The sequence below is a fragment of the Variovorax sp. PDC80 genome (genome assembly GCF_900115375.1).
Classification (GTDB): domain Bacteria; phylum Pseudomonadota; class Gammaproteobacteria; order Burkholderiales; family Burkholderiaceae_C; genus Variovorax.
This window is the reverse complement of the sequence record NZ_FOWG01000012.1, coordinates 220,997-236,574: the sequence shown is the minus strand read 5'-3', so window position 1 is coordinate 236,574 and position 15,578 is coordinate 220,997. Positions and strand designations below refer to the sequence as shown.

Here is a 15,578-nt window from a genome sequence, read left to right as displayed (position 1 = left end):
AACGTTCAAGAGGGAGGTGCATCATACGAGCCCGAGTTCTGGACAAGCCATGCCACGCTGGACCCCACCCCCTCGCAAGAAACGACCCTTTGTCCCCGCCCTGCGGACGGTTTGCGCTAGCGTTTTAATAGCGTCCCAGGTGCTGATGCCGCCGCTGGCGCGCGCGCAATTGCTGCCGGGGCTCGGCGACGGCGGCGAGATGACGGCGACCGCCGAGCGCCACCTGGGCGACCAGATCGCGCGCGAGCTCTACCGCGACACCGACTACATCGACGACCCGGTGATCGCCGACTACGTGCAGGAGATCTGGCAGCGCCTGCTGGCCGCGGCGCGGGTGCGCGGCGAACTCACGCCCGAACTCGACGAGCGCTATGCCTGGGTGGTGATGCTGGGGCGCGATCGCAACATCAACGCCTTCGCGCTGCCGGGCGGCTACCTCGGGCTCAACCTCGGGCTGGTGGCGGCGGTGGGCAGCCGCGACGAACTCGCGACGGTGCTCGGGCACGAGCTGTCGCACGTCACGCAGCGGCACATCGCCCGCATGATGGACAAGCAGAACAAGCAGTTCCCGCTGATGCTCGCAGGCCTGATCCTCGGCATGATCGCCGCGGGCAAGAGCCGCAGCGGCGGCGACGCGGGCCAGGCGATGGTCCTGGGCAGCCAGGCAGCGTTCATGCAGAACCAGCTGAACTTCTCTCGCGACATGGAGCGCGAGGCCGACCGCGTGGGCTTCGGCGTGATGACGCAGGCCGGCTTCGCGCCGCAGGGCGCGGCCACGATGTTCGAGAAGCTGCAGTACGCCTCGCGGCTCAACGACAACGGCTCCTTTCCCTACCTGCGCAGCCACCCGCTGACGACCGAGCGCATCTCCGACATGCAGGGCCGCTTCCAGTTCCGCATGGACACGGTACCGCCGCCGGTGCTGCTGATGGACCATGCGATGGTCTCCTCGCGCGCGCGCGTGCTGACGCGCCCCGGCGTCGACGTGCTGCGGCAGTGGGTCGATGCGGCCTCGACCGGCGAGTTCGCCAAGAGCACGCCGGCCCAGCAGGCGGGCACGCTCTACGCGGCGGCGCTGTCTGCCAAGGAGTTGCGCGATTACAAGGCCGCGCGCGCGCTGGCGCAGCGGCTGGTCGAGCGCACGGCGGAAGACGTTCCGGCCGCGCGCCAGGCGCGCTGGCTGCAGGCCGAGATCGAACTGGCGGCCGGCGGCGCGGGCGTGGCCAAGGCGGCCTCGCTGCTCGACGGCAAGGCCAAGTCGCGACCCGAGATGCTGCTGGCGGCCGATGTCGCGGTGGCGAGCCGCCAGCCGGCGCCGATGATCCCGGTGCTGCGCGATTGGGTGGCGGTGAACCCGCGCGATGCCACGGCTTGGCGCACGCTGGCCAATCTCTACGGCGCGCAGAACGACACGCTGCATGCGGTGCGCGCGGACGCCGAGTCGAACGTGGCGATCCTCGACTATCCGGCGGCGCGCGACCGTTTCAAGGCGGCGCAGGAACTGATCCGCCAGAGCCAGAGCGGCCGTCCGGGCGCGGTGCCGATCGACCACTTCGAGGCGTCGATCGTCGACACCCGCGCGCGCGAGATCGAGGTGCTGGTGAAGCGGCAGGCCGAGGAGCCGGCGCTGCGTTGAGCCAGGGGGAGGTGGATCAGGTGGATCAGCGGCGCGTCAGCAGCCCGCCGAGCGCGCTCTCGATCAGCAGGCTGAGCACCGAGTAGAGCAGCGAACCCACGAGCGCGGCGAGGAAGCCGTTGACGTGGAAGCCCGCCAGCAGGCCGGACGCGGCCCAGAACATCAGCGCATTGATCACGAACAGGAACAGCCCGAGCGTGACGATGGTGACCGGCAGCGTGAGCACCACCAGCACCGGGCGCACGATCATGTTGAGCAGGCCGATGACCACGGCCGCGATCAGCGCCGAGCCGAAACTGCTGACCTGGACGCCGCTGTAGAGGTAGGCCACCGCAAGCAGCGCCACCGCGCTGAGCAGCCATTTGAGGAGGATGCGCATGCGGCCCAGGATACCGCAGCACCGGGGCGGCGGCGAGACGGACATGCCCGCGAACCCGCGTGGGACGGGGCGTCGGCCTCGCGATGCCCATCGGCATGGGCACAAAAAAACGGCTCCCGAAGGAGCCGTCGTCTGGGCGGGAAGGCGCGGCGCTGACGCCGCGGTCCTCTTATTCCGCCAGTTCGTTCGCCAACACCAGCAGCGCGCCCATGCCCATCACGGCACCGGGAAAGGCCCAGCCTTGCTGGCCGGCCGGCTTCTGCTCGGGCGTGACCGGCTCGAGGTCCACGCCGACCTTCGGACGGCGGGCGTCGACCACGTGGACGGCCATGTGCTCGCGCTTGAGCTGCTGCGTGAGCTCGGTCAGCGGACCCTTGGCCAGCACGGCCGTGACCTGTCCACCGTTGCGCTCCAGCAGCGGCAGCAGCTGCGCCTGCAGCTTGCTGAACCACTTCGCGCGCCAGTTCTCGCGCGCGCTGTGGCTCACCCACTTGCTGATGCGATGCGTCATGCGCGGCGCGCAAGCCACGAGCACCCAGTGACGCGCCACGACGGTGTCGGCGTCCGGCGCCAGTTCGGCGAACTGTTCGCAGGCGTAGACGACGTCGTCGACGTAAAGAATGATCTTTTCCATAGGGTGCTCCTTCAGGTAGTTAGAGTGGCAGAGACGGGTCGAAATGGATAGGGGACTTTCGTGGGGCGGGCAACGGGCTCAGCTCGCGGTGGCCGGCGTCGACGCCTTGGCGCGGGCCTGGCGCGAAGCCACCCACTTGCCGATGGCCAGCACCAGCAGGGCACCAGCGATGCCGGCGGCGTACTTCACGACATCGGTCTGCGGCACCTTCGGCACCCAGGTCCAGGCGGCGGCGTTGGCGAGCGCGGGGTCGGACACGGCCATGGTGCCGGCGATCCAGCCCAGCAGCATGCCGCCGAGCGTGATGATCATCGGGAAGCGGTCCATCAGCTTGATCACGAGCTGGCTGCCCCAGACGATGATCGGGATGCTCACGAGCAGGCCGAAGATCACGAGCGGCATCTGGTGGCCTTCGCCGGCGCCTTGGGCGGCACCCGCGATGGCGATCACGTTGTCGACGCTCATCACGAGGTCGGCAATGATCACGGTCTTGACCGCACCCCAGAGCCTGTCGCTGCCGGCGATGTTGCCGTGTGCGTCGTCATGCTCGGGCGCCAGCAGCTTGATGCCGATCCACAGCAGCAGGATCGCGCCCACGAGCTTCAGGAACGGAATGGCCAGCAGGGTCAGCGCGAAGAAGATCAGGATCACGCGCAGCAGGATGGCGCCGGCGGTGCCCCACAGGATGCCCTGCGTGCGCTGGGCCGGCGGCAGCTTGCGGCAGGCCAGCGCGATCACGACGGCGTTGTCGCCGCCAAGAAGGATGTCGATCATGATGATCTGACCGACGGCGACCCAGAATTCCGGGGTCATGAACTGTTCCATAGTTTCCTCTGTGTCTTGTGACCGTCCCGCCCCACCGTTGCGTGGTGGCCGCGGGCATGGCACATGCGATGCGTTTCGATTCATCCCGGGCGGGCTGATCGAAGCGAGGAAATGAAACCGGGTGACACCGGGGGATCCAACGACGCTTCGACCAAACCTGCACAGGTTCAAATCGAAGGTCTGGCTCGGCACGCGCACGGCCGTTCGCCGACATGCGCAATGCCCGACAGGCCGGAAGTGTTGTGCTTCGTATTGACGACCTGGCGATGTCCGTCGTGGGTGCGACGGCCGGGAGCTACTCCCCTTCGTGGGCGCGATTAGAGCATCGGCGCTCGCGCGCTGGCAACCGAAAGTTTCAAGCCTTCAAACCGAAGGCGCTCAAAACCTGCATCGCAGCAAGGTCTATTGCTACAAGTTTGGTAGCACCTATAACCTTCGAGGGTCTCGGGACATTGGCGGACTATGATCGCCCGCCCTGCCGATCTTTCTGCGTTCATGGCCGCCATCCACATCACCGACATCGAGGCCGCCATCAATCACTGGCGCGAGAAGAGCCCCTCGCCCGATGGCGTCACGCTCGCGCCCGAGCTGCGCGCGCTGGCCGAGGTCTATGCGCTCATGGTCTATCACCACGAGGACGAGGTCGACGAGGTCGGCTTCCCGGCCAAGGCCTGGGCCGCCTGGCTGGACTGGTACCAGAGCACGCCCGACACCCCCTGCATCGCGATCTGTTCCACCAGCCAGGGCGACGACCAGTGCAAGGGCTGCGGGCGCAGCTTCGACGAGGTGCAGCACTGGCCCGCGATGACGCCGGCCGAGAAGCGCGTCACCTGGCGCCGCATCACCATGGAGGATTCGGCTTGGCGCTTCAACCGCTATGCCGAGCGCGCGCGCGAGGCCGAGCCGCCGAAGTGGCCCGACGAGCCGGACGATCCCGCCGTGCCCACCGGGCCCGAAGACGCGAACTGAGCGGCCGGACCGATGCGTCGCCTCGCGCAAGCGCCCAACCTCGCCATCGCGACGCTGTGGGTGCACGCTCTGCGCGAGGACGGCGTGGCCGCGACGGTGCAGCGCGAATACCTGGGCGCGGCGGCCGGCCAGCTGCCGCCCGACCAGTGCCTGCCCGAGATCTGGATCGACGACGAAAGCCAGTTCGAGCTCGCGCAGCGGCTGCTGCATGCGCTGCAGCACCGGCCGCAGCGCAGCTGGCAGTGCGTCTGCGGCGAGCAGATCGAGGGCGGCTTCGAGCAGTGCTGGCAGTGCGGCGAGATGATGCCGCTCTGAGATTCCAGGCTACTTCCAGCGCAGCAGCTCGATGTCGACGCTGTTCGCGCCGTCGCCGAGCGTCAGCGTGTTCTCCTGGATCGTCGCCTGCAGCTGCATCGAGCGCTGTGCCAGTGCCGCGAGCGCCTGCGAGGCGGCGGTGGGCACGCGGTAGACGCTCAGGTTCTGCGGCCGCGAGAGCTTGTTCTCGATGCCGCGCCACCAGATCTCGGCCGCATGGTTGAAGCAGTAGACGATCACCTGGTCGGCCTTGCCGCAGGCCTTGATGACGGGCTTGTCCTCGGGCTGGCCGACCTCGATCCACAGCCGGGTCTGGCCCGTGAAGTCGCGCAGCCAGACATCGGGCTCGTCCACGTTCGACAGGCCGGCGCCGAAGGCCAGCGTGCCGTCGCCGTTGCAGATGTCCTGCAGCTGGTGCGCGTTGAGCGCCAGCGCGACCAGCCGGATCATCATCCGCTCGTCGGTCTCGCTCGGATGGCGCGCCAGCGTGAGCGCGTGGTCGGCGTAGTAGCCGTGGTCGATGTCGGCCACCGCGAGGCTGGCCTTGAAGATGGTGGATTTGAGCGCCATGGGTGCGCGAGTGTATGCGCGCGCTCCCGGGCCGGCGCCGGCCCGGGAGATGCCCGCCGCCCGATCAGTAGGCGACCGAGGCCTGCAGGTACACCGTGCGCGGCTGGCCCACGTACTTGCCGCCGTTGTTGTCCACCGAGCGGTTGAAGTAGCGGCGGTCGAACAGGTTCTTCACGCCCACGGCCAGCTTGAGGTTGCGCATCGTCGGGCCGAAGTCGTAGCCGGCGCGCACGTTCATCACCGCGTAGCCGGGGATGTTGCCCAGGCGGCCGGTGCTGTCCTCGAGCGTGACGTAGCGCGCATTGGTGTCGGGCGAGCCCGGCGAGCGCTGCTTCGACTGCGCGTAGACGTCGGCGTTGAAGGTCCACGGGCCGCGCTCGTAGCGCGCACCCAGCGTGGCCACCTGGCGCGAGTAGAACGGCAGGTCGCGGCCCGCGAAGGCGCCGGCCTTCTGAATCGCCTGCGTGTAGGTGTAGGTCGCCGACACCGACAGCCCCTTGAGGGCCGGGCTCAGGTCGCCGAGCTCGTAGCGCAGCGCCGATTCCAGGCCGCGGTGGCGCGTGGCGCCCAGGTCGGTCCACTGGCCGACGTCGCCCGTGATCGAGCGCGCGAGCTGCAGCTCCTTGTCGAAGTTGATGTTGAACAGCGTGAGCTCCGAGCTCCAGGCCTCGCCCTTGTAGTGCGTGCCGATCTCATAGGTCTTCGCCTTCTCGGGATGCAGGCCGTCGGTGGACTGCGCGAGCTGCGCGTACTGCTGCGGCCCGAAGGACACGCCGGCGTTCGCGAACAGCGACCAGCGCTCGTTCATGCGGTACATCACCGACACGGTCGGCAGCCATTCGTTGGAATCGATCTTCGGCGCGATCACGCTGGTGATGCGGCCGTTGGTCAGGCCCACCACGTCGTTGTGCGAGCGGATCGCCTCGTAGCGCACGCCCGGCGTCACGGTCCAGTTGCCGAAGTCGATGCGGTCGTCGATGTAGAAGGCGTTGGCGGTGGTGCCGCCGGCGCTGGTCTGGTAGGCCGGCTGGGCCAGCGTGCTGGCGTCGAAGCCCAGGCGCGGGCGGTAGTAGCTGCTGCGCGTGGCCACCTCGGAGCTGGCCTCCTTGAGGTAGCGGTAGCCCACGCTGACTTCCTGCACCACGCTGCCCGAGTCGATCAGGCGCGAGTAGCGCGGCTCGATCGCGAAGGTGTGGTACTCGCGGGGCGCGGCGGTCAGGCGGCGCTGGTTCGCGCTGCTGCCCGTGCCTTCCTGCTCGAGGTGGCTGCCGCGGAACGAGTCGGTGTAGTAGGTCAGCAGCTCGAACTTGTTGATGCCGTCGTTGTGCGTGTAGCGCAGCGAGCCGTCGGTGCGCCGTCCGGTGAACTCGTCGAAGGGACGGTCCGACTGGAACGGGTTCAGCGCGTACTGCGCCGTCGTCAGGCCGCCGGGCATGCGGCCCTGGCCTTCGAAGTGGTGCAGCGCCACCGCGATGTCGTCGGTCTTCGAGAAACGGTAGCTGCCCTTGAGCATCACGTCGTCGATGTTCGTCTTGTCGTTGCTCTGGCGGAAGCCCTCGCCGTGCGTGCCCGAATACAGCAGCGCCAGGCCCAGGCCCTTGTCGTTGGTGCCGCCGACGAACACGCTGGGCGTCGACTTGGTGCCGCCGCCATGGCCCGCGCTCTCCACGCCGATGCTGGCCTCGGCGGCAAATTTCTCGGGGATCGAGCGCGTCACGAAGTTGATGATGCCGCCCACGTTCTGCGGTCCGAAGCGCACCGAGCCGGCGCCGCGCACCACGTCCACGGTCTCGATGTTGCCCAGCGACAGCGGCGCCAGCGACAGCTGCGGCTGGCCGTAGGGCGCGTAGGCCAGCGGCACGCCGTCCATCAGGATGGTGGAGCGCGGCGACAGGCGCGAGGTCAGGCCGCGCACGCCGACGTTCAGCGAGATGTCGCTGCCGCCGGTGCCGTTGCTCTCCTGCACCTGCACGCCGGGGATCTGGCGCAGCACGTCGCGCACGCTGGACGAGCCGCTCTCGCGGATCTGGCGCTGTTCGACGATGGTCCGCGCGCCGGGGTGCTCGACGACCTTCTTCTCGGTCGGGCTGCCGAGCCAGTCACCGGTGACGGTGATGGCCTCGAGCGCCTTGCCGTCGGCGCCCGCGGGCGCATCGCCCTCGGCGGCGAAGCCGGGCAGGCTCAGGGGAAGCAGGGCCATCGCGATGGCGGTGCGTTGGAAGGGGGACACGGGAACTCCTCGGGTTTTTTAAATTGAAAAAGGAACGGGCGGGCGTGGGGCGCGTCGTTCGGGCAGGCCGGCGTCGTCGCGCCGTCGTCGTCGAATCGCTTGGCGTGGGGCTCAGGACGAGGGGCGCGCGACCGCGACGCTGCGCCGGGCCGCCTCGGCGGCCGTGCGGCGGCGCCGCCACCAGAGCCAGATGCCGCTGAAGCCCAGGCCACCGAGCGCGAGGCCCAGCAGCGCGGTCACGATCTCGTGGACCACGCCGCCGAGCTCGCCGGTGTGCAGCGGAAAGATCACCGCCACCGAGCCGTTGCCGGCATCGAGCTCCTGCCACTTGCGCGCGGCCAGCACCTCGCCGGTGATCGGGTGGAGCCAGGCCGAGCTGATGCCGTTGGGATGCGGGTCGTCGGGCAGCTTGAAGCGAACGCGCACGGGCCGGTCGGCCTTGCCGGGCACCGCCACGTAGCCGATGGGCTGGCCCGGATGGACCTGCTGCGCGCGCGCCACGATCTCGTCCAGCGGCAGGCGCGGGCCGTGCGCCGCGCCCTTGGCGATCGTCGGCGCCTTGACCGGCTTCTGCCCCATGGCGGCGGAGATGAAATCGCCCAGCGGCCGCCAGGCCATGTAGGCGCCCGTGGCGACCGACACCGCGATCAGCAGGCCGAGCACCGCGCCGCCCGTGCGGTGCAGGTCGAACAGCCCGCGCAGCAAGCCGCGGCTCAGCACGATGCGCAGCGAGGGCGGCCAGCGCGTCGGCCACCACAGCACCAGGCCCGTCACCAGCAGCACCAGGTAGGACAGCGCGACGAAGGCCAGGATGCCCTTGCCGGTGCTGTCGAGCAGCAGGCTGTTGTGGATCTTGTAGATCAGGTTGTAGGCACCTTCCTGGGTGCCGCGCCGGCCCTGTTCGGCGCCGGTGAAGGGGTCGAGGTAGACCGTGCCGTCCCAGCTGCCGCGCACCAGCACCCAGTAGCTGTCGCCGGGCTGGCGCGGCGGGCGCAGGGTCAGGTTGGTGTCGGGGCCGAACTCGGCCAGCAACCGCTGGCGCAGCGGTTCCAGCGGCAGCCGCGCCGCGGTGGCGTCGCCGGCCGTGCGCGCGACGAAGAGTTCAGGGTGGGCCTGGCGGTCGAGGGGCTGGCCCACGACCAGTGCCGCGCCGAGCAGGGCGGTGACGGCGAGGATCGGGCCGAGCGTGAGGCCGACCCAGCGGTGGATCTTGAGCCAGAGACGTCGCAGGGAAGCGCGCAGCATGGACAACGGGGACGCCGAGGCGTCCCGCACGGAAGTGTTGCTGGCTGGCGCACGGCCGGCATGCGGCGTGCGTTGGCTAGGAAATTGGAAGGAAACCGGAAAGGGCGATCGAAACGAATCGGCCGCCCTGGACGGCTTCAGGCGGCCTCAGCGAACGAACCAACCGCTTAGAAAAGAGGTTGGTGCATCGATGCACAGGGCGTCAGATTCTACCGGCGAGTTCGGCCGCCTTGCCCACGTAGCTGGCCGGTGTCATGGCCAGCAGGCGGGCTTTTTCCTCTTCGGGAATCGCGAGCGAACGGATCAGGCCATGCAGCGCCTCGGCCGTCACGGTCTGGCCGCGCGTCACTTCCTTGAGTTGCTCGTAGGCGCCCTGCACGCCGAAGCGGCGCATCACGGTCTGGATCGGCTCGGCCAGCACTTCCCACGAGGCGTCGAGGTCGGCCGCGAGCGCGTCGCGGTTGAGCTCGAGCTTGCCCAGGCCGGTGGCCAGGCTGGCATAGGCCAGGGTCGCGTAGCCGAAGGCCACGCCGATGTTGCGCAGCACCGTGCTGTCGGTCAGGTCGCGCTGCCAGCGGCTGATCGGCAGCTTCTCGCTCAGGTGGCGCAGCAACGCATTGGCCAGGCCCAGGTTGCCCTCGGCGTTCTCGAAGTCGATCGGGTTGACCTTGTGCGGCATGGTCGAGGAGCCGATCTCGCCCTTCTTGAGCCGCTGCTTGAAGTAGCCCAGGCTCACGTAGCCCCAGACGTCGCGCGAGAAGTCGACCAGGATGGTGTTGGCGCGCGCCACGGCATCGAACAGCTCGGCCATGTAGTCATGGGGCTCGATCTGGATGCTGTAGGGCTGGAAGCTCAGGCCCAGACCCAGCGGCGCCGGGGTCTCGACGACCTTGCGGCTGAAAGCCTCCCAATCGAAGTCGGGCCAGGCGGCCAGGTGGGCGTTGTAGTTGCCGACCGCGCCGTTCATCTTGCCCAGCAGCTGCACCGAGGCGATCTGCGCGCGCGCCTTCGACAGCCGCACCGCCACGTTGGCGATTTCCTTGCCGACCGTGGTCGGGCTGGCGGTCTGGCCGTGGGTGCGCGAGAGCATCGACACGTCGGCGAACTGGTGCGCCATCTCGCGCAGCTTGGCGATCAGGCCGTCGATCGCGGGCAGCAGTACGGTGTCGCGCGAGGCCTGGATCTGCAGCGCGTGGCTGGTGTTGTTGATGTCCTCGCTGGTGCAGGCGAAGTGCACGAACTCGGCCGCGGCCAGCAGCTCGGGGCGGGCCTCGAACTTGGACTTGATCCAGTATTCGACCGCCTTCACGTCGTGGTTGGTGGTCTTCTCGATCTCCTTGATGGCCAGCGCGTCGGCCTCGGAGAAGTGCGAGACCAGGCCCATCAGGTACTTGCGGGCGCCGCCGGTCAGGGGCTTGAATTCGGCGAAGCCGCAGTCCGACAGCGCGATGAACCACGCCACTTCGACCTGCACGCGCCGGTGCATGTAGCCCTGCTCGCTCATCAGGGGGCGCAGGGCCGCGAGTTTGGCCGCGTAACGGCCGTCCAGGGGGGAAAGGGCGGAGACGGTGGAGAAGCTCATGCCCGAATTTTAGGCGGGCCGCCCGGGGACGAACCCGGTACACCGAAAGCCGGGCTTTGGCGTTCCCCTAAAATGATTATGAACAAACGTTATCAATGTCGAGGGAGAGAGCCTTCATGAAACTGATCGGATCCGCCGCCAGTCCCTATGTGCGCAAGGTGCGCGTGGTGCTGGCCGAGAAGCGGCTCGACTACCAGTTCGTGATCGAGGACGTCTGGTCGCCCGACACGACCATCGCCAATTCGAACCCCCTGGGCAAGGTGCCGTGCCTGATCATGGAAGGCGGCGAGGCGATGTTCGACTCGCGCGTGATCGTCGAATACATCGACACCCTGTCGCCGGTCGGCAAGCTGATTCCCCAGCAAAGCCGCGAGCGCGCCGAGGTCAAGACCTGGGAGGCGCTGGCCGACGGCGTGATGGACGCCGGCGTGCTGTGGCGCCTGGAGCGCACCTGGTCCGGCCGTGCCGACGGCGAGCGCAGCGAGGCCTGGATCGACCGCCAGCGCGCCAAGGTCGAGGCCGGCGTGGCCGCCATGGCCAAGGGCCTGGGCGACAAGCCCTTCTGCAGCGGCATCCACCTGAGCCTGTCGGACATCGCGGTGGGCTGCACCCTGGGCTGGCTGAACCTGCGCTTCCCCGAGATCGAATGGCGCGCCGAGCACGCGAACCTCGCGAAGCTCTACGACAAGCTGATGCAGCGCCCGAGCTTCATCGACACCCAGCCCTGAGCCGCTGAACGGCTTTCGCCCATGAAAAAAGCGCCTTCCGGCGCTTTTTTGCCGTGGGCCCGGCCTCAGGGTTTGCGCAGCGTGTACTGCACCACGTCGATGCTGCGCTCGGCGAAAGCGGCCTCGCAGTAGGCCAGGTAGAACTCCCAGATTCGCATGAAGCGCTCGTCGAAACCGAGCTGCAGCACCTGGGCGCGCTGCGCCAGGAAGCGCTCGCGCCAGCGCCGCAGGGTTTCGGCATAGTCGGCGCCGAAGGCGAATTCGTCGACCACCTCGAGGCCCGCGGCCTCGGCGGCACGCCGGAACTCGCGCGGGCAGGGTAGGCAGCCGCCCGGGAAGATGTACTGCTGGATGAAGTCGGTGGCGTCCACGTAGCGCTCGAACAGCCCGTCGTCGATCACGATGCTCTGGATGCAGGCGCGCCCGCCCGGCTTGAGCAGCCGGCTCACGCTCGCGAAGTAGGTCGGCCAGTATTCGCGGCCCACGGCCTCCACCATCTCGATCGAGCAGATCGCATCGAAGGGCGCGTCGTTGGTACTGCGGCCGATGTCGCGGTAGTCCTGCAGCCGCAGGTCGACCGGCAGGCCCTCGGTGCGCTGGCGCGCGTGGGCGAGTTGCTCGTGCGAGAGCGTCACGCCGGTCACGGCGGCGCCGAATTCGGTCGCGGCCTTCTCGGCCAGCGCGCCCCAGCCGCAGCCGATCTCGAGCACCCGGTCGCCGGGCCGCACGCCCGCCATGGCGAGCGCGCGCCGCACCTTGGCGTGCTGCGCCTCGGGCATCGGCCGCGTCAGGTCGCCCTCGAACCAGGCCGACGAGTAGTTCATCGTCTCGTCGAGCCAGAGTTCGTAGAAGGCATTGCCCAGGTCGTAGTGCGCCTGGATGTTGCGCGCGCTGCCGGTCCTGCTGTTGCGGTTCAGCAGCAGGTGGCGCAGGCGGTAGAGCAGGCGGCCGGTCCAACTGCCGTAGAACACGTTCTCGATCGCGCGCCGGTTCGCCACGAACACGCGCAGCAGCTCGACCAGGTTCGGCGTGGTCCAGTCGCCCGCGATGTAGCTCTCGGCGAAACCGATGTCGCCCGACTTCAGCGCGGCGCTGCACACCGTCCAGTTGCGCAGCGTGAGCGAGGCGGTCGGGCCCTCGCCCGGCGCGGCGCCGAAGTGGCGCACCGAATCGTCGGGCAGCCGCACGGTCAGCGAGCCGTGCGCCAGGCGTTGCAGCAGGCGCAGCACGCTGCGGGCCGCGCGCGGCGCGTCCTGCGGCAGGTGGAAGCCCGAGGCGGGCGAGTCGGCAGTGGTCGTCGTCGGGGTCATGGATTCGCCTGCGGCTGGCGCGGCTCGCCGCGCGACACGGAATGAAGCGGCGGGGCCGGCTTGTGGACGAAGGGCACGCGCTTGAGCCACAGCCGCGCGGCCTGCCAGTGGATGCGCGCGATCAGGCCCAGCGTCATCGCGGGGTAGCGCCAGAGCGCGCGCCGGAGGCTGGCCGCGTCGAGCGCCTGGAGTTCGCCGCCGACGCTGGTCTGCAGCAGCGGGCCGTCGGCGTCGTCGTGGTCGATGCGCACCAGCGTGCGCGTGCGTTCGTCGTTGGTGAAGAAGCGGAAGCGGTAGCTGCCGTCGATGCGGCAGAACGGCGAGACGTGGAAGGCCTTGGTCGCGCGCAGCTCGGGGCCGAAGGCCGGCCGGTCGAGCAGGTAGCAGTGGCGCTCGCCGAAGGTGTTGTTGACCTCGACCACGATCGCGCGCAGCGCGCCCGCGCGGTCGTGGCAGTACCAGAAGCTGACAGGCTTGAAGGTGTAGCCGAACACCCGTGGGTAGCAGTGCAGCCAGGCCTCGCCGTCGGCGTCGTCGATGCCGTGCGACGCCAGCAGTTCGTCGAGCCACGCCAGCGCGCCGCCGGCATCGGGCGCGCGGCCGTCGCCATGGTCGACATCGTGGAAGGACAGTGCGCCGCGGCGGTTGAACGCGAGCGCCGGGCTGCCGTCGCGGCGCAGGGCGCGCATCGGCAGCAGCAGGAAGAAGGTGGGGTAGGCGAAGGCGTTGCGGGCCGGGCGCAGCCGCGCATGCCGGACCTCGCCGAAGCCGATCAGCGGCAACGGCCCCGCCGTGGTCATGGGGCGGCTTTCCCGGTCGCCAGCTGCGCCTGCAGGCCGCGGGCCGCGGCCAGGCCGGCCTTCAGGCCGTCCTCGTGGAAGCCGTAGCCCATCCAGGCGCCCGCGAACCAGGTGCGGCGCTGTCCCTGCAGCGCGGGCACCCGCGACTGGGCATCGATCGCTGCTAGATCGAGCACCGGGTGGGCGTAGTCGTATTCGGCCATGACCTCACTACGCGCGATCTCGCGAACCGGATTCAGCGAAACGATCACCGGTTGCGACCAAGGCAGCGGCTGCAGCTTGTTGAGCAGGTAGTGCAGGCAGACGCCGCCCGATTCCCGCGCGCCGTCCGCGCGCTGGTAGTTCCAGGCCGCCCAGGCGGAGGGCCGCTCGGGCAGCACCGAGGCGTCGGTGTGCAGCACCGCGTGGTTCGGCTGGTAGCGGATGGCACCGAGCACCGCGGCTTCGGCGGCGCTGGGCTCGGCCAGCAGCGCCAGGGCCTGGTCGGAATGGGTGGCGAGCACCAGGTGGTCGAAGGCCTCGGTGCCGGCATCGGTGGCGACGCGCACGCCGTCGGCGTCGCGCTCGATGCGCCGCACCGGCGTGTTCAGCCGCGCATCGGACAGGCCCGCGACGATCTTCTCGACGTAGCGTTGCGAGCCGCCGCGCACGGTGCGCCACTGCGGCCGGTTGGCGATCTGGATCAGGCCGTGGTTGTGGCAGAAGCGAATCATGGTCGCGACCGGAAAGGCCAGCATCTGCGCGGTCGGGCAGCTCCAGATGCAGGCCATCATCGGCAGGAAATACCAGTCGCGGAAGGCCGGGCCGAAGCGGTGGGCATCGAGGAACTCGCCGAGCGGCTGGGAGAGCTCGCCCTCGGTGCCGGCGAGCGCGATGCGGGTCGTCAGCCGATTGAAGCGCATCAGGTCGGCCAGCATGCCCAGGAAGCGCGGATCGACGAGGTTGCGGCGCTGCGCGAACACGGTCGCCAGGCTGCTGCCGCTCCACTCGAGCCGGCCGCCGCCGGGCCGCGTGGCCTGGACCGAGAACGACATGTCCGAGTCGGCGGTCGCCACGCCCAGGTCGGCGAACAGGCGGATCAGCTCGGGGTAGGTGCGGTCGTTGTAGACCAGGAAACCCGTGTCGACGCCGTGCGCGACGCGTTTGCCCGAACCGGGCGAAACCGGCAGCGAGACCGTGGCCGTGTGGGCGTGGCCACCGAAGTAGTCACTGGCTTCGAAGAGGGTGATGCGGGCCGAATCGCGCAGCGCGTGGGCTGCGGCCAGTCCCGAGATGCCAGCGCCGATGATGGCGACCCGGGTCGGCGGCCTCATGGCACCGCCCCGGGTTGGCTGGAAGACAAAAATGCTGCGAGGCGCCCCGACGCGAAGGAGGGAGGGAGGGAGGAGGAGAAGAATCGCCTCGGGATTTCGACCAGACGGCAAGCGCCCGGAAGACCTCGCAACATGAAAACCGTGGGGCATTCACTGCCCACGCGAGTTATGAGCGAGGACTTTGCCGCACGGTTCCCACCGCAGTGGTAAGCATTTGTGACGATCCGTTCACAATCTAATTGACGCATCGGTAAATAATATTACCGATACGTCTTCGTGTGAACTGATCAGTTTCGAATTCGATCGCTGGTGCGAACCTGCCGGCATCAGCCCGGATTGGCCGCCAACTGCTTCTCGATGATCGCGATGAAGGCGTTCTCGTCGGGTGCGGTCATGCTCGACCAGGCCTGCACCACCTTGCCGTCGCGGCCGATCAGGTACTTGTAGAAGTTCCATTTCGGCGTCGTGCCCGAGGCCTGGGCCAGCTGCTTGAACAGCGGATTGGCGTCCGAGCCGCGCACGGAGGACTTGCCGAACATCGGGAATTTCACGCCGAAAGTGCTTTCGCAGAAGTCGGCGATCTCCTTGTTCGAGGCCGATTCCTGGGCGAAATCGTTCGACGGGAAGCCGAGCACCACCAAGCCGCGCGCGCGGTACTTGCTGTCGAGCGCCTCCAGTCCCTTGTACTGCGGCGTGAAGCCGCAGAAGCTGGCGGTGTTGACCACCAGCACCACCTTGCCCGAGTACTGGCACAGGGACTGTGGTTTTTCGTCCTGCAGCCGTGGGAAGGTGTGCTGCAGTATGGCGGGACAGCCTGCCGCCGCCTGGGGCGCGGCAGCCGGTGCGGGGGCCGCGGGTTGCTGGGCGAAGGCCGGTGCTGTTGCGGTCAACAGGCCGGCCATCAGGGCCATTGCCGACGTACGGAGCATCGGGACCGACAATGGGGTGGGGGTTCGCATGGCGGGCTCCTGGTTCACAAAAAGGGGGGCGCATCCGTGCCGCGACGGCGCACGTATTCGCATCATCGCGCGCCTGTCATGGA

General features: G+C 68.8%; 15 protein-coding genes. 4 read left to right on the top strand and 11 right to left on the bottom strand.

All coding sequences use genetic code 11. From position 1 onward, the window contains the following. The first annotated feature begins 49 nt into the window (after positions 1-49). Positions 50-1,636: a M48 family metalloprotease gene (locus tag BM109_RS30685; protein WP_093351455.1), complete on the top strand. Its 1,587-nt coding sequence runs from the start codon at positions 50-52 to the stop codon at positions 1,634-1,636. A gap of 25 nt (positions 1,637-1,661) precedes the next feature. Here the strand turns inward: BM109_RS30685 and BM109_RS30680 are convergent, their stop codons facing one another. The 3 genes from BM109_RS30680 to BM109_RS30670 form a co-directional block, all read right to left on the bottom strand. Continuing rightward, on the bottom strand, positions 1,662-2,015 hold the full coding sequence (locus BM109_RS30680) for a phage holin family protein (protein WP_093351452.1): 354 nt from the start codon (positions 2,013-2,015) through the stop codon (positions 1,662-1,664). A gap of 169 nt (positions 2,016-2,184) precedes the next feature. Then, positions 2,185-2,649, bottom strand: a complete 465-nt coding sequence (locus BM109_RS30675) for a hypothetical protein (protein WP_093351448.1) — start codon at positions 2,647-2,649, stop codon at positions 2,185-2,187. 78 nt (positions 2,650-2,727) lie between these two features. Further along, the gene (locus BM109_RS30670; protein ID WP_093351445.1) at positions 2,728-3,474 is read right to left on the bottom strand and encodes a TerC family protein; all 747 of its coding nucleotides are present in this window, start codon (positions 3,472-3,474) and stop codon (positions 2,728-2,730) included. Positions 3,475-3,969: 495 nt separating this feature from the next. Here BM109_RS30670 and BM109_RS30665 point away from each other — a divergent pair, with 495 nt between their 5' ends. Both BM109_RS30665 and BM109_RS30660 read left to right on the top strand, forming a co-directional pair. After that, positions 3,970-4,443 carry a DUF3717 domain-containing protein gene (locus BM109_RS30665; RefSeq protein ID WP_093351442.1) on the top strand — a complete coding sequence of 158 codons (474 nt, stop codon included), beginning with the start codon at positions 3,970-3,972 and terminating at the stop codon, positions 4,441-4,443. Positions 4,444-4,455: 12 nt separating this feature from the next. Next, entirely contained in the window at positions 4,456-4,758 is a 303-nt protein-coding gene (locus BM109_RS30660) for a hypothetical protein (RefSeq protein ID WP_093351440.1), read from the top strand. A 9-nt stretch (positions 4,759-4,767) separates the two neighbouring features. On the opposite strand, the gene BM109_RS30655 is transcribed toward BM109_RS30660, so the two are convergent. The 4 genes from BM109_RS30655 to purB all read right to left on the bottom strand — a co-directional run bounded on the left by BM109_RS30655 (position 4,768) and on the right by purB (position 10,385). After that, entirely contained in the window at positions 4,768-5,328 is a 561-nt protein-coding gene (locus tag BM109_RS30655; protein ID WP_093351438.1) for a YaeQ family protein, read from the bottom strand. A 64-nt stretch (positions 5,329-5,392) separates the two neighbouring features. After that, positions 5,393-7,528: a TonB-dependent receptor family protein gene (locus tag BM109_RS30650; RefSeq protein ID WP_093351436.1), complete on the bottom strand. Its 2,136-nt coding sequence runs from the start codon at positions 7,526-7,528 to the stop codon at positions 5,393-5,395. Between the two features lie 141 nt (positions 7,529-7,669). Then, positions 7,670-8,803, bottom strand: a complete 1,134-nt coding sequence (locus BM109_RS30645) for a PepSY-associated TM helix domain-containing protein (protein WP_093351433.1) — start codon at positions 8,801-8,803, stop codon at positions 7,670-7,672. Between the two features lie 202 nt (positions 8,804-9,005). Beyond that, positions 9,006-10,385, bottom strand: a complete 1,380-nt coding sequence (gene purB, locus BM109_RS30640; RefSeq protein WP_057593677.1) for an adenylosuccinate lyase — start codon at positions 10,383-10,385, stop codon at positions 9,006-9,008. A gap of 116 nt (positions 10,386-10,501) precedes the next feature. Here purB and BM109_RS30635 point away from each other — a divergent pair, with 116 nt between their 5' ends. Beyond that, positions 10,502-11,113 carry a glutathione S-transferase N-terminal domain-containing protein gene (locus tag BM109_RS30635; protein ID WP_093351431.1) on the top strand — a complete coding sequence of 204 codons (612 nt, stop codon included), beginning with the start codon at positions 10,502-10,504 and terminating at the stop codon, positions 11,111-11,113. Between the two features lie 65 nt (positions 11,114-11,178). On the opposite strand, the gene BM109_RS30630 is transcribed toward BM109_RS30635, so the two are convergent. From BM109_RS30630 to BM109_RS30615, 4 genes are all read right to left on the bottom strand, one after another. Continuing rightward, the gene (locus BM109_RS30630) at positions 11,179-12,423 is read right to left on the bottom strand and encodes an SAM-dependent methyltransferase (protein WP_093351427.1); all 1,245 of its coding nucleotides are present in this window, start codon (positions 12,421-12,423) and stop codon (positions 11,179-11,181) included. Beyond that, the gene (locus BM109_RS30625; protein WP_093351424.1) at positions 12,420-13,223 is read right to left on the bottom strand and encodes a DUF1365 domain-containing protein; all 804 of its coding nucleotides are present in this window, start codon (positions 13,221-13,223) and stop codon (positions 12,420-12,422) included. Before BM109_RS30625 ends, BM109_RS30630 begins: the two co-directional genes overlap by 4 nt. Next, complete coding sequence (locus BM109_RS30620) at positions 13,220-14,536, bottom strand: NAD(P)/FAD-dependent oxidoreductase (protein WP_093351421.1); 1,317 nt, start codon at positions 14,534-14,536, stop codon at positions 13,220-13,222. Before BM109_RS30620 ends, BM109_RS30625 begins: the two co-directional genes overlap by 4 nt. Before the next feature lie 326 nt (positions 14,537-14,862). Beyond that, positions 14,863-15,495 (bottom strand): glutathione peroxidase, encoded by a 633-nt coding sequence (locus BM109_RS30615; protein ID WP_093351418.1) that lies wholly within the window; start codon positions 15,493-15,495, stop codon positions 14,863-14,865. Between the last annotated feature and the right edge of the window lie 83 nt (positions 15,496-15,578).